This window comes from Streptomyces sp. NBC_01618, from assembly GCF_045209435.1.
Lineage (GTDB): Bacteria > Actinomycetota > Actinomycetes > Streptomycetales > Streptomycetaceae > Streptomyces.
Genome location: NZ_CP109297.1, coordinates 6,429,408 through 6,451,156 on the forward strand (window position 1 = coordinate 6,429,408; position 21,749 = coordinate 6,451,156).

A 21,749-nucleotide genomic window follows, 5' to 3' on the forward strand; every position below is an offset into this window, starting at 1 on the left:
CCGACTCCTCGCCCGCCCCGGGGCGCCGCCCCGTTCCCTGTTCCCGCCTGCGAAGGGCGCCGGTCGTCGGTGCGGGAGCGGTGAGCCCCTTACCCGGGACGGGTGTTGCGACGGCGCTGTCCGACTTGGGTTCGGCTGGCCGGTTTCTTATTACGAAGCCTTGTTGAATAAGTCACAGCATCATGAAGGTCTTGATCTGAGCGCGTCAATCGGCGAGGGTTTCGAGCCAACCCCCGGAGATATTCCGGCCGGGGGTCAATCCCCCCACAAAGAATGACGAGGAGACCCCTCTTCATGGCAATTCACAAGCGCGCACGCCGGATCAAGCTGACCGCGGCGATAACCGCCGTGGCCGCGGCCGCCGGAGTCACCCTGATGGGCGGCTCCCTCGCCGGAGCCACTCCCGCTCCCGCGACCGGCACCGTCTACGGTGCGGACGCCGCGAACGCCGTATCGGGCAGCTACATCGTGATGCTCGACCACGAGCTCGACCACAAGGCCGACAAGGCGAAGCTCGCCAAGGAGTACGGCGGCGAGCTCAAGCGGAACTACAGCTCCGCCATCAACGGCTTCTCCGCCAGCGGCCTTACGCTGACCGAGGCCAAGCGCCTGGCCGCCGACCCGGCCGTCTCCAAGGTCGTCCAGAACAAGAAGTTCCACATCGACGCCACCCAGGAGAACCCGCCGTCCTGGGGACTGGACCGGATCGACCAGACCGAGACGGCCGGCGACGATGCGTACACCTACCCGGACAGCGCGGGCGAGGGCGTCACCGCGTACGTCATCGACACCGGTGTCCGCACCACGCACAACGAGTTCGAGGGCCGGGCCGGCTCGGGCTACGACGCCGTCGACAACGACGACAGCGCCGACGACGGCAACGGCCACGGCACCCACGTGGCGGGCACCATCGCCGGTGCGACCTACGGGGTCGCCAAGAAGGCGAAGATCGTCGCCGTCCGGGTCCTCGACGACTCCGGCTCGGGCACCACCGAGCAGGTCGTCGCCGGCATCGACTGGGTCACCGAGCACCACGAGGGCCCCTCCGTCGCCAACATGAGCCTCGGCGGCAGCGCGGACGAGGCGCTCGACGCCGCGGTCCAGAAGGCCATCGCCTCCGGGGTCACCTTCGCGGTGGCCGCCGGAAACGACTCCGCCGACGCGAGCGACAGCTCCCCGGCCCGCGTCCCGCAGGCCATCACGGTCGCCTCGTCCACGGTGGACGACGAGCAGTCGTCGTTCTCCAACTACGGCTCGATCGTGGACATCTACGCCCCCGGATCGGACATCACCTCGTCCTGGAACGACAGCGACGACGGCTCCAACACCATCTCCGGTACGTCCATGGCGACCCCGCACGTCGTCGGTACCGCCGCCGTCTACCTCGCCGGACACCCGGACGCCACCCCGGACGAGGTCGCCACGGCCCTGACCGACGGCGCCACCCCCGACGCGATCTCCAACGCGACCGAGGGCACACCGAACAAGCTGCTGAAGGTCGTCGAGTAACCGACCCCCGCAGACGTGACCGGGCGGCGGACGCCCGGCGCAACGGAATCGGCGGCCGCCGTGCCCTCCCCCACGGGGCGCGGCGGCCGCTCCGCGTGAAGCGATCGTCCTATGGTGTGCCCATGACGATGTACGCGGCGCTGTTGCGCGGAATCAATGTGAGCGGCCACAAGAGGGTTCCGATGGTTGAACTCCGCACACTGCTCACCGAACTGGGCCACGGCGACGTCCGCACCCACCTGCAGAGCGGCAACGCCGTGTTCAGCAGCCCGTCGGACGACGAGAACGCACTCGCCGCCGAACTGGAACGGGCCATCGAGAAACGGTTCGGCTTCCCCGTCCCCTGCCTGGTCCGGGACGGCGCCTACCTCGCGGCAGTTGCGGCGGCCTGCCCCTTCCCGGCCGCCGAACTCGAAGGCAGACAACTGCACATCACCTACTTCGGGCAACCCGTCGACGCCGAACGCTTCGCCCGGATCGACCCGGCGGCCTACCTCCCCGAGGAGTTCCGGCTCGGCGACCGCGCGCTCTACCTCTACGCCCCCGACGGACTGGGCCGTTCCAAACTCGCCGACGCGCTGTCCCGGCCCGGCCTCACCAAGGGCATCACGGCCACCTCGCGCAACTGGAACACCGTGGTCAAGCTCGTGGAGATGACCGCACACGACGGAGCCCGCGCATGAGCGAACCGTCCCCCGCAGTGGCCGCGGCCGTCGAGGGCGAGCTCCGCCTCCTGGACCCGTCGGTACGGGCCTTCGCCGAACTCCTCTCCCAGGTGCTGCACCCCGAGTACCGCGAGATCGACTCCACCGGCCGGGTCTGGGACCGAGACAGGATGATCGCCTCGCTCACCGGGGACGACGCCCCGCACCCCGGCCCGCTCACCGCGTCCCGGATGCGCGGAGTCCAGCTGGACGGCCAACTCGTCCACGTCACCTACGACACCGAGGCGACCGCAGCTCCCGCAGATCGACCCGCCCGAGGGTGCGCCCGAGCACCTCGACCGAGCCCCGCGTGGGGTGGTTGACCGCGCCGAGCAGCCCCAGCAGCGTGCTCTTCCCGGCCCCATTGGCACCGAGCAGCGCCCAGTGCTCACCGCTGCGCACGGTCAGCGAGACCGAGCCGAGCAGGACCTGCCGTCCCGTACGAGCGAGACGTCGTCGGTCCGGATCACCGGGGCGCCGGAGGGACCGGGGACACCGGCCGGGGCGGGGACGGGGGCGGTGGTACGCGTGGTCAAGTGCGGTACTCCTTCATGCGGGTGCGAGCGCCTCCAGGCGGCTCATGTCCTCGGCGGACAGCCGGATCTCCCGCGCCCCCAGGTTCTCCGCGAGATGACCGGGCGAACCGGTGCCCGGAGTCGGACACAGCACGGGGGAGCGGTGCAGCAGCCAGGCGAGGGCGATCTGCCCGAGGGTGGCACCGTGCCGGTCGGCGACATGGGCGAGCGCCGCGGTCGCCTCGCCGGTCAGAGCGCCGTTCGCCAGCGGGAACCAGGGCAGAAAAGCCAGGCCGTGGGCCTCGCACACCTTCAGTACCGGGTCCGACGAACGGTCGAGGAGATTGAAGCGGTTCTGCACCGAGGCGATCCCGGTCAGGGAGAGGGCCTGCTCCAGCTGGTCGGCGGTGAGGGTGTCCAGACCGATGTACCGGATCTTACCTTCCTGCCTCAGCGCATCCAGGGCCCCCAGCTGGTCGGCCATCGGCACTTCCGGGTCCAGCCGGTGCAACTGGTAGAGATCGATCCGGTCCGTCCGCAGCCGCCGCAGACTGGCCTCGCACATCGCCCGCAGCTGCTCGGGACGGCCCGCGACATGCCAGGCGCTGTCGCTGGTCCGCACCACACCGCCCTTGGTCGCGACGACCAGATCCTCGCGGTACGGGTGAAGGGCCTCGGCGACCAGCTCCTCGGCCAGCCCGGGACCGTAGTTGTCGGCGGTGTCGATGAGCGTGACCCCTTGCTCGACGGCCGCCCGCAGCACGGCCACGTCCTCCTGCCGCTCCCCACGCGGCCCCCAGTACCCGGGGCCGGTCAGCTGCGCGGTGCCGTAACCGAGCCGACGTACGGGCAGCTCGCCACCGAGCAGGAACACATCGCCGGGCGGCTGTGACGTGGAAGACATGACGGGAAGCCTAGTCCCCTCGACGATCCGATCTCCCGTCCCGTGCCGAGGTGTTGCCGGCCCTTCGGGGGACCGGCGTGCTGACCTGTGCGGCCGCGGACGGGAGTCGGGATGCGCTACATCATCATCGGGGCGGGCGCCGTCGGCGGCGTCCTCGGAAGGGACGGCTGACCGAGGGCTCGATGCCCGTGGCCGAACTCGTGGCCCCCGTCGACGCCGCCGCCTGAAGCGGCGGGTCCGGTCGGCGTCGCCTTTCTTCAATACCGTTGTCAGTGGCCCGTCCTAGTCTGTGACGCATGAAGAACGAGCACGCTCACATGACCGAAGTCGCCCGCGAAGCGGCCCGCATCGCCCGTTCCATCAGCACCGGCCAGCTCGAACTGCCCACGCCCTGTGGCGACTGGGTCCTGCGCGAACTCATCAACCACTGGGTGCTCTACACGTCCCACGGCCTGGAGCACCGAGCCCTGCGCGAGGACCTCCCGGAGGAGCTCACCACCCGCGACTTCACCGCCGACGCCGACTGGGCGCAGCAGTACGCGGCGCAGCTGGACCGTGCGGTCGCCGCATGGTCGGACCCCGCGGTCTGGGACGGCGAAATCGACCTCGGGGGTTCGGCTTCCCCGGCCGCCGACATCGCCGCGATGCTCATCGAGGAGACGGCCCTGCACGGCTGGGACGTGGCCCGTGCCGTCGGCGAGGAGTTCCGGCTCTCCGACGAGGCGGCTGCCTACGTTCTCGGTGTCGTCGACAGCACCGCCGCGCTCTACCGGCAGTACGACGGCTTCGCCGACGAGGTGACGGTGCCCGCATCGGCGTCGGTGTTCGAACGGGCGCTGGCCCACAGCGGACGCGACCCGCACTGGACCGGAGCATGACCACGGCCCCCCCGATCCCCGGCCGCCGATCTGCCGGGGATCACGGGGCAGCCCATGGTCCTGCCGGCAGCAGCCCTCAGTCCTGCCAGTAGAACAGCAGGGTGCCGACATCCAGGGGAGTGCGCCCGCCGAAGTAGTAGACACAGAGTCCGGTGACCCGGAGCGCGCCGGTCGCCCGGTCGATCCAGCGGAAGCCGGCCGATTCCAGGGCCGCGCGGGCGGCGGGTTCGTCCTCGTACGAGGTGGCGAACCGCCCGAGAGTACTGATGGAGAGCTCGCTCTCGCCGAACCTGATGACGTGATAGGTGCCACCGCCCTGCCGGTGGCGCTCCCCGCAGGAGATCGGGGGCTCCGGTGCCAGGCCCGCCGCGGTGAGCGCGGCCACGGCCCGGCGGAGCTGCTCGTCCTCGTCCGGTGGGACGGGCGGCTCGGCGCAGATGGCCTCGACCCGCCAACGCGGGTCGCTCTGCTCCTCGCAGTAGTGCCCGTACTCCTGGAGGATCACCCCGCGCAGTTCGTCGTCCAGACCGTCGACCTCGACCCGGGGACGGTCCAGCGAGTCGTGGATCGCCCGGGTCTCGGCGGCGTCGCCGGTGAGGCGGTGCAGCGCGTACGCGGCCCACAGCTTCGCCTCGGCCGTCGGCGCCTCGCCGAGGTAGCCGCGGATCCGGGCCGGGTCGGTCAGCAGCGACTGGGCGAGGTACGCGACCGCCGGGTCGGGGTCCGCGAGCGCGTCGGTGACGTCCTGGCCGGCGCGGTGCCGCATACGGATGCGGAAGGCGCGGTCCTCAGGGCGTGCGTAACCGACATCGGCCAGGACCGCCGCGGTTCCGTACCGGGCGACCAGCGCGTCCAGTGCGGCCTCGCCGATCGCCCGCAGATGCGGCCACGGTTCGGCCGCGAGCGTCGCCAGTTCGCCGGTCGCCGAACGGTCGCCGAGCAGGCCGCGCGCCTTGAGGATCGCCTCGGGCAGTCCGTACGAACTCTCCTTCCGCCGGTCCTTGTGCCTGAGCCAGGGCAGGAGTTCCGCCCGGTCCGCGAGGAGGTCCAGCAGCGCGATGCGGACTTCGCCCTCGTCATGGGGGTCGCGGATGCGCGCGATCAGTCCGGCGACACGGTGCTCCGGCACCCGCCCGGCCAGCGCGACCACGCAGGCCCTGCGGCGCCACCACGGATGCGCCGAATCGGCGACGTACCCCGCGAGTTCGTCCGCGTCGAACTCACGCAGGCCCGCGGCATCGGTCTGCCCGGCCTGCGGGACCAGTGTCTCGATGGTTCGCATCCGGGGATGCTACCGCCCGTCTCACATCGATCGAAGTGGCCCAGTCATTATGACGTTGAATGGCCCGATGCCACATGCCAATTCGTGTCTAGGCTCGACCCATGACCACACCACGCACCCCGGAATCGGGCCGGACCGCCGTCGACTTCTACTTCGACCCGGCCTGCCCGTTCGCCTGGATCACCTCCCGCTGGATGCTGGAGGTGGAGCAGCAGCGCGACATCGAGCTCCGCTTCCACGTCATGAGCCTCTATCTGCACAACATCGGCAATGAACTCCCCGACTGGTACCGGGATCTGGTCGACCGGTCGATCGGCCCGGTGCGGGTCGCGGTCGCGGCGGCGGACGCGCACGGGGACGGTGTGCTTCGTGAGCTCTACACCGCGCTGGGCACCCGTATTCACCGACAGAAGAACGAGGACTTCGACGAGGTGATCGCCGCATCCCTCACGGAGCTCGGCCTGCCCGCCGAACTCGCGGCCGCCGCACACTCGGAGTCGTACGACGAGGCACTGCGGCGCAGCCATGACGCGGGTAAGGATCCGGAGGCGGACGCCTACGTGGGTACGCCGACGATCCACGTCGACGGCTCGGTCTGGTTCGGGCCGGTGCTACGTGCCGTGCCGCGGGGCGAGGAGGCCGGGCGGATCTTCGACAGCTTCCGGGTGCTCGCCGGGAATGCGGACTTCTTCGAACTCAAGCGGACCCGCACGGGCAGCCTGGACGTGGGCTGAGGGGACCGCCCAGACTATGCGCTGAGCGACGCCGGCCGGGCGCGCGGGACGCGGGCCTCGTCGTACCGGGTCAGCAGCAGCCGTGCCAGTTCCGGTGACGCGCCGAGGACTTCGGCCCGCACGTCCGCCCCGGCCGCGCCCGCGGCGATACGGTCCGGGAGCCGGCCGGGTGCGATGACGTAGGGGGCCACCGCCACCCGCCGTACGCCCTCGGCGCGCAGGGTCCGTACGGCGTCCTCGGTGCGAGGGAGGGATGCGGAGGCGAACGCAGGCCGCACGGCGCACCAACCAGTGTGCCGCAGCTCCCGCGCGATTTCAGCGATCACTGCGATCGCCTCCGGGTCTGTGGAGCCCGCCGAGGCCAGGACGAGCCCGGTCGAGCCGCGGTCACCGGGACGGACACCGGCTTCGTACAGCCGCCGTTCCAGTGCCGAATTCAGCAGGGGTGACGGGCCGAGCACCGCGGCCTGCCGGATGCGCATCCGAGGCAGCCTGGCCCGGGCCTCGTGCAGCACCGTCGGGATGTCGGACTTGGCGTGGAAGGCCCGGGTCAGCAGGAGGGGGAGCGCGATGACGTCCCCCGCCCCTTGTGCGGCCAGCCGCTCCAACACCCTCGGCACGGACGGCGCGTTGAAGTCCAGGAAGCCGGTCTCCACGCGCAGCCCCGGCCGCAGCGACCGCACCCGCGTGGTGAGCGCGTGCACGGTCGCCGCGTGCCGCGGGTCGCGGCTGCCGTGGGCGATGACGAGGAGGACCGGGGCGGACATGGCGTGGCTCAGTTCTTGACGAGGAGACCGCGGCTGCGCAGCACCCACCGCTCCAGCGGACTGAAGATCAGCAGGTCGATCGCGATGCCGACGAAGAGGATCAGGATGATGGCCAGGAAGATGCCGGGCATGTCGGCGTTGTTGCGGCCGTTCTCCAGCAACTGCCCGAGCCCGAGCCCGAGGTCGGGGGAGGACGCGATGATCTCGGCGGCCATCAGCGAGCGCCAGGAGAACGCCCAGCCCTGCTTGAGACCGGCCAGATAGCCGGGCAACGCGGCCGGCAGCACGATGTGCCAGGTCCCGCGCAGCCCGGTCGCGCCGAGCGTGCGGCCCGCCCTGAGGAACAGCGGCGGCACCTGGTCGACGCCGGAGACCAGCCCGTTGGCGACCGAGGGGACGGCGCCCAGCAGGATCACCGCGTACATCATCCTGTCGTTCAGCCCGAGCCAGATCACCGCGGGCGCCACCCAGGCCACCGACGGCAGGGACTGCAGCCCGGACAGGATCGGGCCGATCGCCGACCGTACGAACTTCACCCGGGCGACCAGCAGACCCAGCGGCGTACCGATGGCCACGGCCAGCAGGAAGCCGAGCAGACCGCGCGAGATGCTGGTCCAGACGACGTCCAGGAGCGTCCCCTGCAGCCACATGTCGGCCGCGCTGTTCCAGACCGCACCCGGTGAGGGCAGCTTGTAGTCGTCGGTGACCCGGGCCTCGACGAGCAACTGCCAGACGACGACCACCAGCGCCACCGCGAGCACCGGCGGCAGCACCTTGCGGAGCAGCACCTCGCGCACGGGGGTGCGGCGCACCTGTACGGCGTCCAGTGCGTCGAGCCCGGCCTCCAGCCCGGCCAGATCGTCGGGCTTGGTGTCAGTGCCGGCCATGACGGCGGATCTCCCCACGCAGTTGTTCGGTGATCTCGAGGGACAGTTCCGCCACGGCGGTGTCCTCGATACGGCGCGGCTGATCGATGTCGACCGTCCACTCGCGGGCGATCCGGCCGGGCCGGGACGACAACAGGACGACGCGTTCGGCGAGCCGTACCGCCTCGCGCACGTTGTGCGTGACGAAGAGGACCGAGACCTTCGTCTCGCGCCAGATCCGGGTCAGCTCGTCATGCAGCACGTCCCGGGTGATGGCGTCGAGCGCGGCGAACGGCTCGTCCATCAGCAGCAGTTGACTGTCCTGGGCGAGCGCCCGGGCCATCGCCACCCGCTGCCGCATGCCGCCGGAGAGCTCGTGCACCCGTTTCCCGAACGCCTCGCCCAGCCGTACGAGTTCCAGCAGCCGCTCCGCTTCCGTGCGGCGCTCCGACTTGGGTACGCCGCGCAGCCGCAGCGCGAGTTCGACGTTCTTGCCGGCGGTCAGCCACGGGAACAGGGCGTGCTCCTGGAACATCAGGGCCGGCCGCCCGCCGGGGGTCTCGATGGATCCCGCGGTCGGGCGGTCGAGTCCGGCCACCAGGTTCAGCAGCGTCGACTTTCCGCACCCGGAGGCTCCCAGGAGGGTGACGAACTCGCCCGGTGCGACATCGAGCGTGATGTCGTCCAGGACGAGCTGCTGCCCCGCCGGTCCGCCGAAGGACTTCGAGACATGTGCGATACGAGCGGCGTGCCCGACCGAGACACGGTCCTCGGCCTTGGTGAGAGTGGTCGCCATGGTCGTCACCTCCTGGGAGTCTGCGAGCGGGGGCTTACTTGACGCCGAGGCCGGCGTCGGCCACCTCGGGCCTGCCCGCGGCCTTGAGGATCTTGTTCAGCGGCTTCAGGTCGTAGATGCCGTTGAGGTCCGGCTTCTCCAGAAGGCCCGCCTTCACCGCGTGCTGGGCCTGCGCGTCGAGCGTGGCCGCCAGCGGGTCGTCGGTGATCTGGATCGACTTCCACGCCGGGTCGATGATCTCGGCGGGCAGTGCCTTGCCGGTCAGCTTCTTCAGCGCCGCGTTGGCGGAGGCCTTCGCCTTGTCCGGGTTGGTGTTGATCCACGCGTTGGTCTTCACCGAGCCCCGCAGCACCGCCTCGACGACGTCCGGGTGCTCCTTGAGGAACTTCTGCGACACGATGATGTTCGTGATCACGAATTTGTCGTCCGGCCACAGCGTCGACTCGTCGAGCAGTTCCTTGGCGCCCTCGGCGACCAGCTTGGACGCGGTGGGTTCGGGGACCCACGCGCCGTCGACGGAACCGGACTTGTAGGCGTCCGGTGTCACCTTGTTGTCCGTACGGACCACGGAGACGTCGCCCTTGCCGCTCTGGGCGTCGACCTTCCAGCCCTTCTCGGAGATCCAGTTGAGGAAGGCCACGTCCTGGGTGTTGCCGAGCTGCGGGGTGGCGATCTTCTTGCCCTTGAGGTCGTCCAGGGTCCTGATCTTCTTCGGGTCGACGACCAGCTTCACACCGCCGGAGGCCGAACCGCCGATGATCCGCAGGTTCTTGCCGTGGGACTTCGTGTAGCCGTTGATGGAGGGCGACGGGCCGATGAAGCCGATGTCGATCGAGTCGGCGTTCAGCGCCTCGATCTCGGACGGCCCCGCGTTGAACTGCGAGGTCTTCAGCTGCGTGCCGCCGAGCTCCTTCTGGAAGAGGCCCTCCTGGTCACCGACCAGGGCGGTGGCGTGCGTGAGGTTCGGGAAGTATCCGATCCGTACGGTGTCCGCGGAGAGCTTCTTCGCGTCGGCGGCGACGTTCGACTTCTTGGAGTCGTCGTCCTTCGCCGCGGAGCCGTAGCCGCAGGCGGTGAGCGCGACGGCGAGCAGCGGCGGGGCGGCGGCAGCGGCGAGGCTGCGGCGCAGCGTCGTACGGGGGGCAGGCACGGGAGGCTTTCCTCTCGTCGGCCCGGTCCTCGCGTCCCTCGGAACTCATGGGGACACGGCCGGGAAGTCGGCAGGTCTTCGTCTGAACGGGCGGTGCGGTTGGCAGGGGTGGGCGCGCAGGCAGTGCGCGTACGTCATCGCGCACATCGTGCGACCCCGCCCTGGCCGCTGCCGAGGGCGCCGCTGCCGACGCGGCCGCCCTCCTTCGCGAACGTGGAGTAGATGTCGATGGTCATCAGAAGTCCCACTCGGCGTCGCCGGCCGCGACGGCCGGGGTCCCGGCCACGGCGGCGAACGAGGCACCGGCCATGCCGGCCGTCAGCGTGGTGCCGTCCGCCGGGTCGATCAGCAGGAAGGAGCCGGTGCGGCGGGAGTCCGCGTACGCGTCGAGCGCGAGCGGCTCCGCGGTACGGACGACGACCCGGCCGATGTCATTGGCGACGAGCCGGCCCGGCGCCGGGTGCTGGGAGAGGTCGTCCAGCGTGAGGCGGGAGGGGATGTCCTTGACGATCGCCTTGACCGTGCGGGTGGTGTGCTTGAGCAGCACCCGCTGGCCGACGGTGAGCGGCTGGTCGGCGAGGTGGCAGACGGTCGCCTCGACGTCCTGGGTGACCGCGGGCGCGTCGTCGGCGGGTGCGATGAGGTCGCCGCGGGAGATGTCGATGTCGTCGGCGAGCCGGATCGTGACGGACTGGGGTGCCCAGGCGATGTCCACGCTCTCGCCGAGCGCGTCGATCGCGGTGACCGTCGACGTACGGCCCGAGGGCAGGACGGTGACGCTCTCGCCGACGCGGAACGCGCCGGCCGCGATCTGACCGGCGTAGCCCCGGTAGTCGGGGTGCTCGGCGGTCTGCGGGCGGATGACGTACTGGACGGGGAAGCGGGCGTGGCAGGCGGTGAGGTCATGGCTGACCGGCACCGTCTCCAGGTGTTCCAGGACGGTGGGGCCGCCGTACCAGTCCATGTTGGCGGACGGCTCCACGACGTTGTCACCGGCCAGTGCGGAGATCGGGATCGCGGTACACCAGTTTTCCTGGGGGTCCCCTCCAGACCCCCAGCCCGGGACGCCGAGGGACGCGGCGTACGCGGTGAACTCCTCGGCGATGGTGGCGAAGACGGGCTCCGCGTAGTCGACCAGGTCCATCTTGTTGACGGCCAGCACCACGTGCGGGACGCGGAGCAGCGCGGTGACGGCGGCGTGGCGGCGGGTCTGCTCGACGACGCCGTTGCGGGCGTCGACCAGGACGACGGCCAGCTCGGCGATCGAGGCTCCCGTGACCATGTTCCGGGTGTACTGCACGTGCCCCGGGGTGTCGGCCAGGATGAACCGGCGTCGGGGCGTCGCGAAATAGCGGTACGCGACATCGATGGTGATGCCCTGCTCACGCTCGGCCCGCAGCCCGTCGGTCAGCAGCGCCAGATCGGGCGCCTCCTGGCCCCGGCTGCGCGAGGCGTGCTCGACGGCCTCCAGCTGGTCGGTGAGGACCGACTTGGAGTCGTGCAGCAGACGTCCCACGAGGGTGGACTTGCCGTCGTCGACGGACCCCGCGGTGGCGAACCGCAGCAGGGTCGTGGTCGACAACTGCTGGGAGATGGTGGTCATTTAGAAGTACCCCTCGCGCTTGCGGTCTTCCATCGCGGCCTCGGACATCTTGTCGTCGGCGCGCGTCGCGCCCCGCTCGGTGAACCGGGAGGCGGCGATCTCGGTGATCACGTCGTCCAGCGTCGTCGCGTCGGAGTCGACGGCGCCGGTGCACGACATGTCGCCGACCGTGCGGTAGCGGACCTGCCGGGTCTCGACCAGCTCGCCCCCCTTGGGACCGCCCCAGTCGCCCGCGGTCAGCCACATGCCGGAGCGGTTGAAGACCTCGCGCTCATGGGCGAAGTAGATCTCCGGGAGCTCGATGCCCTCGTGGGCGATGTACTGCCAGACGTCCAGCTCGGTCCAGTTGGAGATCGGAAAGACCCGGACGTGTTCGCCGGGGGCGTGCCGGCCGTTGTAGAGCTGCCACAGCTCGGGGCGCTGGCGGCGCGGGTCCCACTGGGAGAACTCGTCGCGCAGCGAGAAGACCCGCTCCTTGGCGCGCGCCTTCTCCTCGTCGCGGCGCCCGCCGCCGAACACGGCGTCGAAGCGGTGCTGCTGGATCGCCTCGGTCAGCGGCACGGTCTGGAGCGGGTTGCGGGTGCCGTCCGGGCGCTCGCGGAGCTTCCCGGCGTCGATGTACTCCTGCACGGAGGCGACATGGAGCCGCAGCCCGTGCCGGGCCACCGTGCGGTCGCGGTACTCCAGCACCTCGGGGAAGTTGTGCCCGGTGTCGACGTGCAGCAGCGCGAACGGCACCGGCGCGGGCGCGAACGCCTTGAGCGCCAGATGCAGCATCACGATCGAGTCCTTGCCGCCGGAGAACAGGATCACCGGCCGCTCGAACTCGCCCGCCACCTCACGGAAGATGTGCACGGCCTCGGACTCCAGGGAGTCCAGATGGCTGAGTGCGTACGGATTGTCGGTGCCTTCCGACACAGTCGCGACGGTCGTCACGCTGCACCCCTCTCGCTCAGCAGCGCGTACAGCTCCGCCGCGGACTCCTGCACGGTCTGTCGGTGCGACTCGATCCGCAGATCCGGCGACTCGGGCGCCTCGTACGGGTCGTCGACCCCGGTGAGCCCGCTGATCTCGCCCGCCGCCTGCTTGGCGTAGAGCCCCTTCACATCGCGTACGGAGCACACCTCGACCGGGGTCGCGACGTGCACCTCCAGATACGCGGTCCCCTCGGCCTGGTGCCGCCTGCGGACCGCGTCCCGGCTGTCCGCGTACGGGGCGATGACGGGGACCAGCACCTTCACGCCGTTGGCCGCCAGCAGCTCGGCGACGAAGCCGATCCGCTGGACGTTGGTGTGCCGGTCCTCGCGGGAGAAACCGAGACCCGCGGAGAGGAACTCGCGGATCTCGTCGCCGTCGAGGACCTCCACCCGGTGGCCCTCGCCGCGCAGCTGCCCGGCCAGTTCGTACGCGATGGTGGTCTTGCCCGCGCTCGGCAGACCGGTCAGCCAGATGGTGGCACCCGTCTCCGTCACGCTCATCGAAGTCTCCTGATCAGTCGTCATCAGTCGTGCAGCCCGCACTCGGTCTTGCCCCGGCCGGCCCAGCGTCCGGCGCGTACGTCCTCGCCCTCCAGCACCCGGCGGGTACAGGGCGCGCAGCCGACGGAGGCGTAACCGTCCATCAGCAGCGGGTTGGTGAGGACGCCGTGCTCCGCGACGTATGCGTCGACGTCGTCCTGGGTCCAGCGGGCGATCGGCGAGATCTTGACCTTCTGCCGCTTCTCGTCCCAGCCGACGACCGGGGTGTTCGCCCGGGTCGGGGACTCGTCGCGGCGCAGCCCGGTCGCCCAGGCCACGTACGAAGTCAGGCCCTCCTCGAGGGGCTCGACCTTCCGCAGCTTGCAGCACAGGTCGGGGTCGCGGTCGTGCAGCTTCGGCCCGTACGCGGCGTCCTGCTCGGCCACGGTCTGCCGCGGGGTGAGCGTGATGACGTGGACGTCCAGCACGGCTTCGACCGCGTCGCGGGTCCCGATCGTCTCGGGGAAGTGGTAGCCGGTGTCGAGGAAGACCACGTCGACGCCGGGAAAGGCGCGCGAGGCGAGGTGGGCGACGACGGCGTCCTCCATGGACGAGGTGACGCAGAACCGCTTGCCGAAGGTGTCGGCGGCCCACTTCAGGATCTCCAGCGGGGAGGCGTTCTCCAGCTCCCGGCCCGCACGTTCGGCCAGGCTCTTGAGGTCCCCAGGTTGCGGAGTGACCGTCATATCCCGTCCCCTTCAACGTCGTTGCGCCGCAGCCCCCGGGTCAGCAGACCCAGGAACTTGAGCTGGAACGCGCGGTTGCAGGAAGCACATTCCCAGGCGCCGTGGCCGGTCTCGTGCGGGCGCAGGTCCTCGTCGCCGCAGTAGGGGCAGTGGAACGGTGCGGCGCGCTCGCTCATGACAGCGACTCCGCACTGGCCCGCGCCGCCCACGTCGCGAACCGCTCGTCGTCCTCGCGCTCCTCCTGGAAGCGGCCCAGGACCCGCTCGACGTAGTCGGGCAGCTCGGCCGAAGTGACCTTCAGACCACGGACCTTGCGGCCGAACCCGGCCTCCAGTCCCAGGGCGCCGCCCAGGTGGACCTGGAAGCCCTCGACCTGATTGCCGTCGTCGTCCAGCACGAGCTGGCCCTTGAGGCCGATGTCGGCGGTCTGGATGCGGGCGCAGGCATTGGGGCAGCCGTTGAGGTTGATCGTGAGCGGCTCGTCGAAGTCCGGCAGGCGGCGCTCCAGCTCGTCGATGAGCGAGGCACCGCGTGCCTTCGTCTCGACGATCGCCAGCTTGCAGAACTCGATGCCGGTGCAGGCCATCGTGGAGCGGCGGAACGGCGACGGCTTCACCTGGAAGTCGAGCGCCTCCAGTCCGGCGACCAGGGAGTCCACCTGGTCCCGCGCCACGTCGAGGACGATCATCTTCTGCTCGACGGTGGTACGCAGCCGGTCCGAGCCGTGCGCGGCGGTCAGCTCGGCGATCTTGGCGAGTGTGGAGCCGTCCACGCGGCCGACCCTGGGGGCGAAACCGACGTAGAAACGGCCGTCCTGCTGCTGGTGCACACCCACGTGGTCGCGCCAGCGGCTGCTGGGCTGCTCGGGCGCCGGCCCGTCGATCAGCGGACGCTTCAGGTACTCGTCCTCCAGCACCTGGCGGAACTTCGCCGGGCCCCAGTCGGCCATCAGGAACTTCAGCCGGGCGCGGTTGCGCAGCCGCCGGTACCCGTAGTCGCGGAAGATGCCGACGACTCCGGCCCAGACCTCCGGAACCTCGTCGAGCGGCACCCACGCGCCGAGGCGCTCGGCGAGCCTCGGGTTGGTGGAGAGCCCGCCGCCGACCCAGACGTCGAAGCCCGGACCGTGCTCGGGGTGGACCACGCCGACGAACGCGATGTCGTTGATCTCGTGCACCACGTCCTGCACCGGCGAGCCGGAGATCGCGGTCTTGAACTTGCGCGGCAGGTTGGAGAATTCCTTGTTGCCGATGTACCGGTCGTGGATCTCGTCGACGGCGGGCGTGCCGTCGATGATCTCGTCGGCGGCGATGCCCGCCACGGGGGAGCCGATGATCACGCGGGGGCAGTCGCCGCAGGCCTCGGTGGTGGAGAGCCCGACGGCCTCCAGCTTCTCCCAGATCGCCGGGACGTCCTCGATGCGGATCCAGTGCAGCTGGATGTTCTGCCGGTCGGTGATGTCCGCGGTGCCGCGTGCGTACTCCTGCGAGACCTCACCGATGACCCGCAGCTGCGCGGTGGTCAGCCGGCCGCCGTCGATCCGGACCCGCAGCATGAAGTACTTGTCGTCCAGCTCCTCCGGCTCCAGGACCGCGGTCTTGCCGCCGTCGATGCCGGGCTTGCGCTGGGTGTACAGACCCCACCAACGCATGCGCCCACGAAGGTCGTTGGGGTCGATCGAATCGAAACCGCGCTTGGCGTAGATCGTCTCAATGCGTGTCCGCACATTGAGACCGTCGTCGTCCTTCTTGAACTGCTCATTGCCGTTGAGCGGAGTGTGGTGCCCCATCGCCCACTGGCCTTCGCCACGGTGGCGTCCGGCTTTGCGGCGGGGCGTGACGGGCGCAGGCTGTTCCGGGGTAGCGGCCATGACGGTACGTCCTTCGGGACTGCAGGAGGGCGGCTCTGAACTGCACACTCGCGCTGAGGCGCGGCGGTGCGCAGGGCTGGCAGAGAAAAGGGGATCGCGGCGGTGCTGGGACTCTCAGCTCGCCGGACAGATGGCGCTGGACACGCGGCCGAGGTCGACGTGGCGTCGACTCACCAAGGCGATTCCAGTTCCAGGCATGACGGAAGCGTGTCACGCGAATCTCTGAGCAGTCCACCATTATCCATGATGTGGACGAGAGTGTCCCGCCATGCGAGACGGTGTGGTGCCCATCACCCGATTCACGCGGGCCGGGCCGCCCGTAATGACCGCAATCACCCCACCTGTTGCCTCCGAGCCGCCCCCGTCGCCCGCGTACTACCGCTGCGCCCCCGGCCACGGCCCGGGCGTCGCCACCTCCGGCTCCAGCTCGACCTTCGTGTCGAAGAGCTGGAAGCCGCGCCGCAGATAGTTGTCCATGGCGTGCGGACCGTCCTTGGAGCAGGTGTGCAGCCACACCCGCTTCGTCGGCGGCCGCTGGGGCCAGCGCTCCGCCAGGTCCCAGGCGCGGGCGACCCCGTACGAGAGCAGATGGCCGCCGATCCGGCGCCCTCGGAAGTCGGGTATCAGCCCGAAATACATGACCTCGACGACGCCCTCGTCCTGCGGGTCCAGCTCGATGTATCCGGCCGGGGTCCCGTTCGCGTACGCCACCCAGGTCTCCGCCCCGGGCCGGTCCAGGACCTCCTGCCACTGCGCGTACGTCATCGCGAGCCGGTCCGTCCACTGGATGTCGCCGCCGACCGCCGTGTACAGGAACCGGCTGAACTCGGGCAGCGGCACCTCGGACCGGACGATCCGTACATCGCCCTCCGGGACGGCGGCGGGGCGCAGATCGTCGGGGGAGGTCTGTTCCAGGGACCAGATGGTCACCTCGGCGGTGGTGGCAGCGGTGCGCGCGGGGTTGTTCATGACTGCCAGGGAATCATGCCGCTCGGCCGGGGCCCAAGCCGGTCCCGCGGCTCGGACGGCGGGACCGCCCACGAGCGGCGGAAGCCGGACCCGTATCAGGTCCTGGAGGGTGTCCGGGCCTTCAGGACCGGCGGCGGTAAGCATCCGGGGCAGGGACCTTGCGTCGGACCCGCCGTGCGCCGGTTGCCCCCCGCTTTCGGGCCGGACGGGGGGCGACCTTGTCGTACGCGGACGTCAGGGTACTCGCAGAGCTACGGAGATCACGGATTCAGGAGGTGGCCTGCGGCAACCGCCGAGGCCACCGTCCCTCCGGCCGTCACCGCCGAGGCCGCGAACAGCGGAACCCTTGACGTCCACGTCCGCAGCCTCCGGGAGCGGGAGACCCGATCCAGCAGCGCGTCCCGGCCGCGCAGCACGATCAGGCCGACGCCGGTGAGCGTCAGCGCCATGCCGAGGCCGAAGGCGGCGACCATCGCGAGGGCGATGCCGACCTTGTCGGTCAGCAGGCCGGTGAGCAGGACGAGGAAGGCGGATGGCGAGGGCAGCAGGCCGCCCGATGCGCCGAGGAGCACGAGGCCGCGCCAGGTGAGGAGGGACGGGGCGTCCGGGATGTGATGACTGTGCCCGTGGTCATGCCCGTGGTCATGCCCGTGATCGTGCCCGTGCTTGTGATCACGCCCATGATGGGGATGGTGGTTCTTTCGGTGGCGCAGATGCCGCCGCAGCAGGCTCACCCCCACCCCGGCCACCACCAGCGCCGCGATCAGCTGGAGCCACCCCGTCAGCGCCGCGATGTCCGGCGTGCTGTTCGCCGCCAGCCACCAGCCGACCGCCAGGGCGGCGACCGAGAACGTGTGCATCACTGCGACGATCCCGCCCAGCCACACCGCGTCGCGCGGCCTGCCCCTGCCGCCCACCAGATACCCGGCGGCCAGCGACTTCCCGTGCCCCGGCGCGCAGGCGTGGAGCGCCCCCACGGCCGCGGCCACGAGCAGCGCCAGCGGGAGGGCCGCGCCGTGGTCCAGCAGTGACGTCAGATCGGTCGTCCAGGCCGCCCAGCCCGAAGCAGCCCCTGCGGCCGCGGCCCCCGCGGCCGCCGGTGTCAGGGTCAGCGTCCGCGTCGGCTCCTGCAGCGTGTGCAGCCCGCCGGAGCCCGTGCCCGTCACCGACAGTGTCCGGTACGCCGGGTTGACGTCCGTCAGCGCCGTGACCGTCAGCTCGATGCGGTCCACCGGCCGCGGGCAGACGAAGTGGAGCAACATGTCGTCCGCCCGGTCCACACGGCAGGGGCGGCCGTCCTGGCGTACGACGATGTGCGAGCGGAGATAGCCCGCCTCGTCACCGCCGGACTCCTTCTTCAGGACGGCGACGTCGTCCCGCTGCGCGGACCAGGTGGCGTCGACAGCGGTGCCCGCCGCCTCGATCTTCACGACGGGAGGGGTTCCGAAGGGGTGCGCCTGCGCCGTCCCCGCGCTGCCCATGAGCAGCGCGGGGACGGCGGCGAGCAGGAGCAGCACCCCGGTGCGCAGTGATCGCACGCTGGTGCTTCCCTTCTACTTCCGGCGTGCGGCGAGCGCGTGGACCGTGCCGTCGTCCGTGAGGGCGAAGACCCAGTCACCGCTCACGGAGAGGGCCGAGGCCACTCCCGCGCCGAGGTCGTACGAGGCGACCTGCGTCCCGTTCGCACGGTCCAGGACGAGCAGGCGACCGTCCCACGTCCCGACGTACACATGGGACTTCGTCACCAGCGGATGCATGGTGGGCGAGCCGGCACCGGCCGAACAGCCCATGGCGACCCGCCACTTGTCGTCCAGCGGGCTCTCCCCCGCCAGATAGCCGGACTTGGCCTCCCACACCGGCTTCGACGGATCGGTCGCGCTCGTGTCGTAGGCGCGTACGACACCGTCACGGCCCGCGACATAGGCGATGTCGCCCCACACGGCCGGGCTGGTGAGCGGGGCGCGCCCCGGCTCGCAGGTGCTGCCGCCGCCCAGCTTGGACTCCCAGGTCACCGCGCCCGTCTTCGGGTCGTGCCCGCGGACGCCGGACGTCGTGAACGTAACCAGCTTCGCCGCGCCCGTGGCCGGGTCGGTCAGGACGGGTGAGGAGTGGCTGTCGATGTCGCCCGCGGTGTCCTTCACCCACAGCTGGGTGCAGGTCGCGAGGTCCATGGCGATGACGGTGTTGCTCGACATGGAGTGCAGGTAGGCGGTGTCGGAGCCGGGCTCGCGGATTACCGTGCTGTGGGCCTGTCCCCAGGAGAACGCGGCGCCGAAGCCGCCGGGCAACTTCCCGCCGGTCTCGGCGTCCCGGCAGCGGACCGTGTAAGCGTCCTGGTATACGGCGACCGAGCGGTGGTCCGCGCCCGCGAGCGCGAAGACGCTGACCGGTCCGCCGGCGCGGCCGTAGCGGCGCACGGTGTCCCCGTGGGTCTCCTCGCGGTCGATCGACTGCCACACGATGCGGCCGCTCGCGGCGTCGAGGGCGTAGATCCGGCCGACTCCGGTGGTCAGATAGACCTTGCCGCCGTGAAGCGTCGGCGCCGACTCGGCGTCGCCGTCCAGGTACGTACGCCACAGCTCACGACCGGAGGCGATGTCGTACGCGAGCATCATGCTGTACGGCGAGTCGAAGGCGCGGGAGGAGACGATGAGCTTGCCGTCCGCGACCACCGAGCCGTTGAGGTTGAACTGCTCGCCGGTGTGGCGGGCCCACTTGAGGTCGAGCTTCGCGCCGGGCTCGTCGCCGCTCGCCGACCGCCCGGCCTCGTCGCCGCCCTGCCGCAGCCAGTCCTGCCCGGTCCTGGGCTTCGCGAGCTCGGAGTCGCGCACGATCTCGAAGGTGTTCTTCACGACGGGGAACTGCTTGCCCCGGGTGTCGTACGCGACCGACTCGGCGGTGTACGTGCCGGGCCGCAGCCCGTTCAGTGTGCCGCTCGCCCGCGTCCAGGCGCCGCGTGCGTCGGGGCAGGGCTCCGGCGTGCCGCCGGGCGGGGTGTAACAGTTCTCGATGCCGGGGCGGGACGCTTCCTTGCCGAAGCGCACTTCCTGACGCTTCACCAAGTGCCCTCGGCTGTCGCGGACGGTCAGCACCGCCTTGGCGGGCGTGCGGCCGTCGTCCTCCGCGTACACCTCGACGGGCACTGCGGCCTTGGCGCTGTGCACGCTGCCCTGAGCGGGGCTGACCAGCGCGGCGTCGTCGTCGATGTCGAACTGCCGGTGAATGCCGGTCACATGGCCGGTGTCCTCGTTGACAGGCGTGCGCGGATCGTCCGTGATGGCGCTGAAGTCGAGCACCTTGTAGTCGGGGTGGGCACCGTCGATGCCGTACGTGCCCTGGTTGTTGATCTCGACGGATCGCTTGAAGGCGCCACGCCGGAACTCGGCCTGCTGGTTGTGACCCGCGGCGACCATCCGTACGTCGTACTTGGCGAGCTCGTCGATCGTCGGCTGCATGCCGGCGCCCGGGCCCCACTGGGTGAACAGAGAGCGGTGGGCGAAGACGAACACCTGCTTGCCGACCGCGTGCCGGGCGAGGTCCTGGCGCAGCCACTCCAGCTGCGGCTTCAGCCCGCTCGCGTCGTAGTTGTCCTCGAGGACGACGATGTGTCGGCCGTTACGGTCGAAGCTGTACCACTCCGGGGCGAGGTTGCGGCGGTAGTACTCCATGCTGCCGGCGTATCCCTGCGATGTCGCCGTGCCGCCGAAGTCGTGGTTGCCCATCACCGGGTAGAAGGGGTGACCGAGCCGCCCCTCCTCGAGGCCCTTGCTGAACATGTCGTACCCGCCCTGGCGGCGCGGCTCGGCGGCGTAGTCCGTGACGGTGAGGTCACCGGTCGCGATCTGCATCGTCGCGCCGTCGACCTCGGACATCGCCTGGACCTGGCCGGTCCACTGGGGCAGGGCGCTCCGGGCCTGGGCGTCGGAGGTGTTGCTGACCTCGGGGTCGGAGTTCATGACCCACTTCTCGGTGGGGTTCGAGGCGTTGCGGTCGGGTACGAGCGCGAAGTCGACGTCCCTGCCGCCGGTCTCGGGGACCTTGTGGAAGAACTGCGGGATGTAGTCCTTGCGTAGCGCGGGCGTGTAGCCGTCGGGCGAGACGATGCCGACAAGGTCGGTCTCACGCCGCTTCGGGTCGATCTGCAGGCTGTACGAACCATCCCCGCCGGTCGTGGTCCACACGGCGCCGTCGGTGACGTCGATGCCGGGCATGGGCTGCTCGCCCCTGTCCCGTTCGCCGTTGCCGTTGCGGTCCTTGAAGACGGTGCCCTCGACGGTGACGGTGTCGACCGGATCCGCGCTGTCGTCGGCGAAGGCCGCCTGGGGCGCGAGGAAGGACAGCGCGACGGCTCCGGTGGTCGCCAGTTGCCAGCGCCGCCGGGTACGGCGCGGTCCGCGTACGAGGAACGGCAGTCGCCAGGCGGCGAGCAACAGTACGACACCGGCGGCCGTGACGAGCGCGACGGTGCGCCAGGGGAACGACGGCAGGGCGTGCGCGCCGTGGACGTCGACGAGCGGGGTGGCGGCAGAGGCGTCGACCGCCGTGCCGTCGAACTCGACGACGACCTGGGTCAGTCCACCCTTGTCGATGAGCGGGTTCAGGTCGAGCGCGTCGACTTGGCAGCTCCACGCGAGCTCGATGACGACGCCGCCGGGCACACCGCCGTTGTCGCCGGGCACGCCGGAACCGGTGGCCGGGCAAGGGGCCGAGAGCAGCCCGGCCGCCCAAGCACCGGCCTGCTCGGGAGCCACTACGGCGTTGTGCACGATAAGGCGCCCGCTGGTGACGTTGTCACCGGGCGCGACCACGAGTTCCGCATGCTCCCGCGTGACATGCGCGGATGCAGCCTGGGCGCCGATGCCCAGCACGAGAAACAGCAGCGCGAGGGCGAGCCCGGCTGCTCTGGATATGGGTTTCATAAAGCGGACGATAGTGATCCGCTGTTCGGTTACCGATCGGTCCTGAGCGACTTCACGAAGCCGCCCGGAAGTGTTCAGCG

The 21,749-nt window shown here is 70.5% G+C and carries 21 protein-coding genes and 1 pseudogene; 5 read left to right on the forward strand and 17 right to left on the reverse strand.

Translation table 11 applies throughout. The features are described 5' to 3' along the window. The first annotated feature begins 294 nt into the window (after window positions 1-294). From OH735_RS29720 to OH735_RS29730, 3 genes are all read left to right on the forward strand, one after another. On the forward strand, window positions 295-1,509 hold the full coding sequence (locus OH735_RS29720) for a S8 family serine peptidase (RefSeq protein WP_406384737.1): 1,215 nt from the start codon (window positions 295-297) through the stop codon (window positions 1,507-1,509). A 122-nt stretch (window positions 1,510-1,631) separates the two neighbouring features. After that, complete coding sequence (locus tag OH735_RS29725) at window positions 1,632-2,192, forward strand: DUF1697 domain-containing protein (RefSeq protein ID WP_406384739.1); 561 nt, start codon at window positions 1,632-1,634, stop codon at window positions 2,190-2,192. Continuing rightward, window positions 2,189-2,536, forward strand: coding sequence for a DUF4440 domain-containing protein (locus OH735_RS29730; RefSeq protein ID WP_406384740.1), 348 nt, complete (start codon window positions 2,189-2,191; stop codon window positions 2,534-2,536). Before OH735_RS29725 ends, OH735_RS29730 begins: the two co-directional genes overlap by 4 nt. Here the strand turns inward: OH735_RS29730 and OH735_RS29735 are convergent. Beyond that, window positions 2,460-2,683, reverse strand: a pseudogene (locus tag OH735_RS29735) (ATP-binding cassette domain-containing protein); the annotation flags it as partial. The gene OH735_RS29730 and the pseudogene OH735_RS29735 sit on opposite strands and share 77 nt — an antisense overlap. Window positions 2,684-2,762: 79 nt before the next feature. Continuing rightward, window positions 2,763-3,632 (reverse strand): aldo/keto reductase, encoded by an 870-nt coding sequence (locus tag OH735_RS29740; protein WP_406384741.1) that lies wholly within the window; start codon window positions 3,630-3,632, stop codon window positions 2,763-2,765. A gap of 296 nt (window positions 3,633-3,928) precedes the next feature. Between OH735_RS29740 and OH735_RS29745 the strand changes: the two genes are divergently transcribed. Further along, a complete protein-coding gene (locus OH735_RS29745) occupies window positions 3,929-4,510 on the forward strand; it encodes a TIGR03086 family metal-binding protein (protein WP_406384743.1) in 582 nt (193 codons plus the stop codon). 76 nt (window positions 4,511-4,586) lie between these two features. Here the strand turns inward: OH735_RS29745 and OH735_RS29750 are convergent, their stop codons facing one another. Then, window positions 4,587-5,792: a hypothetical protein gene (locus OH735_RS29750; RefSeq protein WP_406384744.1), complete on the reverse strand. Its 1,206-nt coding sequence runs from the start codon at window positions 5,790-5,792 to the stop codon at window positions 4,587-4,589. A gap of 101 nt (window positions 5,793-5,893) precedes the next feature. On the opposite strand from OH735_RS29750, the gene OH735_RS29755 reads away from it, so the two are divergent. After that, on the forward strand, window positions 5,894-6,526 hold the full coding sequence (locus OH735_RS29755; RefSeq protein ID WP_406384746.1) for a DsbA family protein: 633 nt from the start codon (window positions 5,894-5,896) through the stop codon (window positions 6,524-6,526). Window positions 6,527-6,540: 14 nt separating this feature from the next. Here the strand turns inward: OH735_RS29755 and OH735_RS29760 are convergent, their stop codons facing one another. The 14 genes from OH735_RS29760 to OH735_RS29825 all read right to left on the reverse strand — a co-directional run bounded on the left by OH735_RS29760 (window position 6,541) and on the right by OH735_RS29825 (window position 21,669). After that, window positions 6,541-7,293, reverse strand: a complete 753-nt coding sequence (locus tag OH735_RS29760; protein WP_406384748.1) for a sirohydrochlorin chelatase — start codon at window positions 7,291-7,293, stop codon at window positions 6,541-6,543. Window positions 7,294-7,301: 8 nt separating this feature from the next. Continuing rightward, window positions 7,302-8,180, reverse strand: a complete 879-nt coding sequence (locus OH735_RS29765; protein ID WP_406384750.1) for an ABC transporter permease — start codon at window positions 8,178-8,180, stop codon at window positions 7,302-7,304. Next, window positions 8,167-8,955, reverse strand: a complete 789-nt coding sequence (locus OH735_RS29770) for an ABC transporter ATP-binding protein (RefSeq protein ID WP_406384752.1) — start codon at window positions 8,953-8,955, stop codon at window positions 8,167-8,169. The genes OH735_RS29765 and OH735_RS29770 overlap by 14 nt, the downstream gene beginning before the upstream one ends. 34 nt (window positions 8,956-8,989) lie before the next feature. Next, on the reverse strand, window positions 8,990-10,105 hold the full coding sequence (locus OH735_RS29775) for an aliphatic sulfonate ABC transporter substrate-binding protein (protein ID WP_406384754.1): 1,116 nt from the start codon (window positions 10,103-10,105) through the stop codon (window positions 8,990-8,992). Between the two features lie 235 nt (window positions 10,106-10,340). After that, complete coding sequence (locus OH735_RS29780) at window positions 10,341-11,708, reverse strand: sulfate adenylyltransferase subunit 1 (protein ID WP_406384756.1); 1,368 nt, start codon at window positions 11,706-11,708, stop codon at window positions 10,341-10,343. Beyond that, window positions 11,709-12,644 carry a sulfate adenylyltransferase subunit CysD gene (cysD, locus tag OH735_RS29785; protein WP_406384757.1) on the reverse strand — a complete coding sequence of 312 codons (936 nt, stop codon included), beginning with the start codon at window positions 12,642-12,644 and terminating at the stop codon, window positions 11,709-11,711. Then, window positions 12,641-13,186, reverse strand: a complete 546-nt coding sequence (gene cysC, locus OH735_RS29790; protein ID WP_406384758.1) for an adenylyl-sulfate kinase — start codon at window positions 13,184-13,186, stop codon at window positions 12,641-12,643. Before cysC ends, cysD begins: the two co-directional genes overlap by 4 nt. Window positions 13,187-13,209: 23 nt before the next feature. Then, window positions 13,210-13,911 (reverse strand): phosphoadenylyl-sulfate reductase, encoded by a 702-nt coding sequence (locus OH735_RS29795; protein ID WP_406384759.1) that lies wholly within the window; start codon window positions 13,909-13,911, stop codon window positions 13,210-13,212. Beyond that, window positions 13,908-14,087, reverse strand: a complete 180-nt coding sequence (locus OH735_RS29800) for a hypothetical protein (RefSeq protein ID WP_406384760.1) — start codon at window positions 14,085-14,087, stop codon at window positions 13,908-13,910. The genes OH735_RS29795 and OH735_RS29800 overlap by 4 nt, the downstream gene beginning before the upstream one ends. Next, a complete protein-coding gene (locus tag OH735_RS29805; RefSeq protein WP_406384762.1) occupies window positions 14,084-15,781 on the reverse strand; it encodes a nitrite/sulfite reductase in 1,698 nt (565 codons plus the stop codon). The genes OH735_RS29800 and OH735_RS29805 overlap by 4 nt, the downstream gene beginning before the upstream one ends. Before the next feature lie 114 nt (window positions 15,782-15,895). Further along, complete coding sequence (locus OH735_RS29810) at window positions 15,896-15,979, reverse strand: putative leader peptide (RefSeq protein WP_317864749.1); 84 nt, start codon at window positions 15,977-15,979, stop codon at window positions 15,896-15,898. Between the two features lie 177 nt (window positions 15,980-16,156). Further along, the gene (locus OH735_RS29815) at window positions 16,157-16,750 is read right to left on the reverse strand and encodes a GNAT family N-acetyltransferase (protein ID WP_406384763.1); all 594 of its coding nucleotides are present in this window, start codon (window positions 16,748-16,750) and stop codon (window positions 16,157-16,159) included. A gap of 260 nt (window positions 16,751-17,010) precedes the next feature. Beyond that, window positions 17,011-18,288, reverse strand: a complete 1,278-nt coding sequence (locus OH735_RS29820; RefSeq protein ID WP_406384764.1) for a nickel/cobalt transporter — start codon at window positions 18,286-18,288, stop codon at window positions 17,011-17,013. Window positions 18,289-18,303: 15 nt separating this feature from the next. Then, window positions 18,304-21,669, reverse strand: a complete 3,366-nt coding sequence (locus OH735_RS29825; RefSeq protein ID WP_406384765.1) for a PQQ-binding-like beta-propeller repeat protein — start codon at window positions 21,667-21,669, stop codon at window positions 18,304-18,306. Between the last annotated feature and the right edge of the window lie 80 nt (window positions 21,670-21,749).

What these genes read in the sequence shown, in the direction of transcription:
- OH735_RS29795 (WP_406384759.1), bottom strand. Translation starts at nt 13,911, where the DNA reads ATGACGGTCACTCCGCAACCTGGGGACCTCAAGAGCCTGGCCGAACGT.
- OH735_RS29745 (WP_406384743.1), top strand. Translation starts at nt 3,929, where the DNA reads ATGAAGAACGAGCACGCTCACATGACCGAAGTCGCCCGCGAAGCGGCC.
- cysC (WP_406384758.1), bottom strand. Translation starts at nt 13,186, where the DNA reads ATGAGCGTGACGGAGACGGGTGCCACCATCTGGCTGACCGGTCTGCCG.
- OH735_RS29800 (WP_406384760.1), bottom strand. Translation starts at nt 14,087, where the DNA reads ATGAGCGAGCGCGCCGCACCGTTCCACTGCCCCTACTGCGGCGACGAG.
- OH735_RS29780 (WP_406384756.1), bottom strand. Translation starts at nt 11,708, where the DNA reads ATGACCACCATCTCCCAGCAGTTGTCGACCACGACCCTGCTGCGGTTC.
- OH735_RS29750 (WP_406384744.1), bottom strand. Translation starts at nt 5,792, where the DNA reads ATGCGAACCATCGAGACACTGGTCCCGCAGGCCGGGCAGACCGATGCC.
- OH735_RS29805 (WP_406384762.1), bottom strand. Translation starts at nt 15,781, where the DNA reads ATGGCCGCTACCCCGGAACAGCCTGCGCCCGTCACGCCCCGCCGCAAA.
- OH735_RS29725 (WP_406384739.1), top strand. Translation starts at nt 1,632, where the DNA reads ATGACGATGTACGCGGCGCTGTTGCGCGGAATCAATGTGAGCGGCCAC.
- OH735_RS29770 (WP_406384752.1), bottom strand. Translation starts at nt 8,955, where the DNA reads ATGGCGACCACTCTCACCAAGGCCGAGGACCGTGTCTCGGTCGGGCAC.
- OH735_RS29730 (WP_406384740.1), top strand. Translation starts at nt 2,189, where the DNA reads ATGAGCGAACCGTCCCCCGCAGTGGCCGCGGCCGTCGAGGGCGAGCTC.
- OH735_RS29825 (WP_406384765.1), bottom strand. Translation starts at nt 21,669, where the DNA reads ATGAAACCCATATCCAGAGCAGCCGGGCTCGCCCTCGCGCTGCTGTTT.
- OH735_RS29720 (WP_406384737.1), top strand. Translation starts at nt 295, where the DNA reads ATGGCAATTCACAAGCGCGCACGCCGGATCAAGCTGACCGCGGCGATA.
- OH735_RS29740 (WP_406384741.1), bottom strand. Translation starts at nt 3,632, where the DNA reads ATGTCTTCCACGTCACAGCCGCCCGGCGATGTGTTCCTGCTCGGTGGC.
- OH735_RS29810 (WP_317864749.1), bottom strand. Translation starts at nt 15,979, where the DNA reads ATGCCTGGAACTGGAATCGCCTTGGTGAGTCGACGCCACGTCGACCTC.
- OH735_RS29815 (WP_406384763.1), bottom strand. Translation starts at nt 16,750, where the DNA reads ATGAACAACCCCGCGCGCACCGCTGCCACCACCGCCGAGGTGACCATC.
- OH735_RS29755 (WP_406384746.1), top strand. Translation starts at nt 5,894, where the DNA reads ATGACCACACCACGCACCCCGGAATCGGGCCGGACCGCCGTCGACTTC.
- OH735_RS29765 (WP_406384750.1), bottom strand. Translation starts at nt 8,180, where the DNA reads ATGGCCGGCACTGACACCAAGCCCGACGATCTGGCCGGGCTGGAGGCC.
- OH735_RS29760 (WP_406384748.1), bottom strand. Translation starts at nt 7,293, where the DNA reads ATGTCCGCCCCGGTCCTCCTCGTCATCGCCCACGGCAGCCGCGACCCG.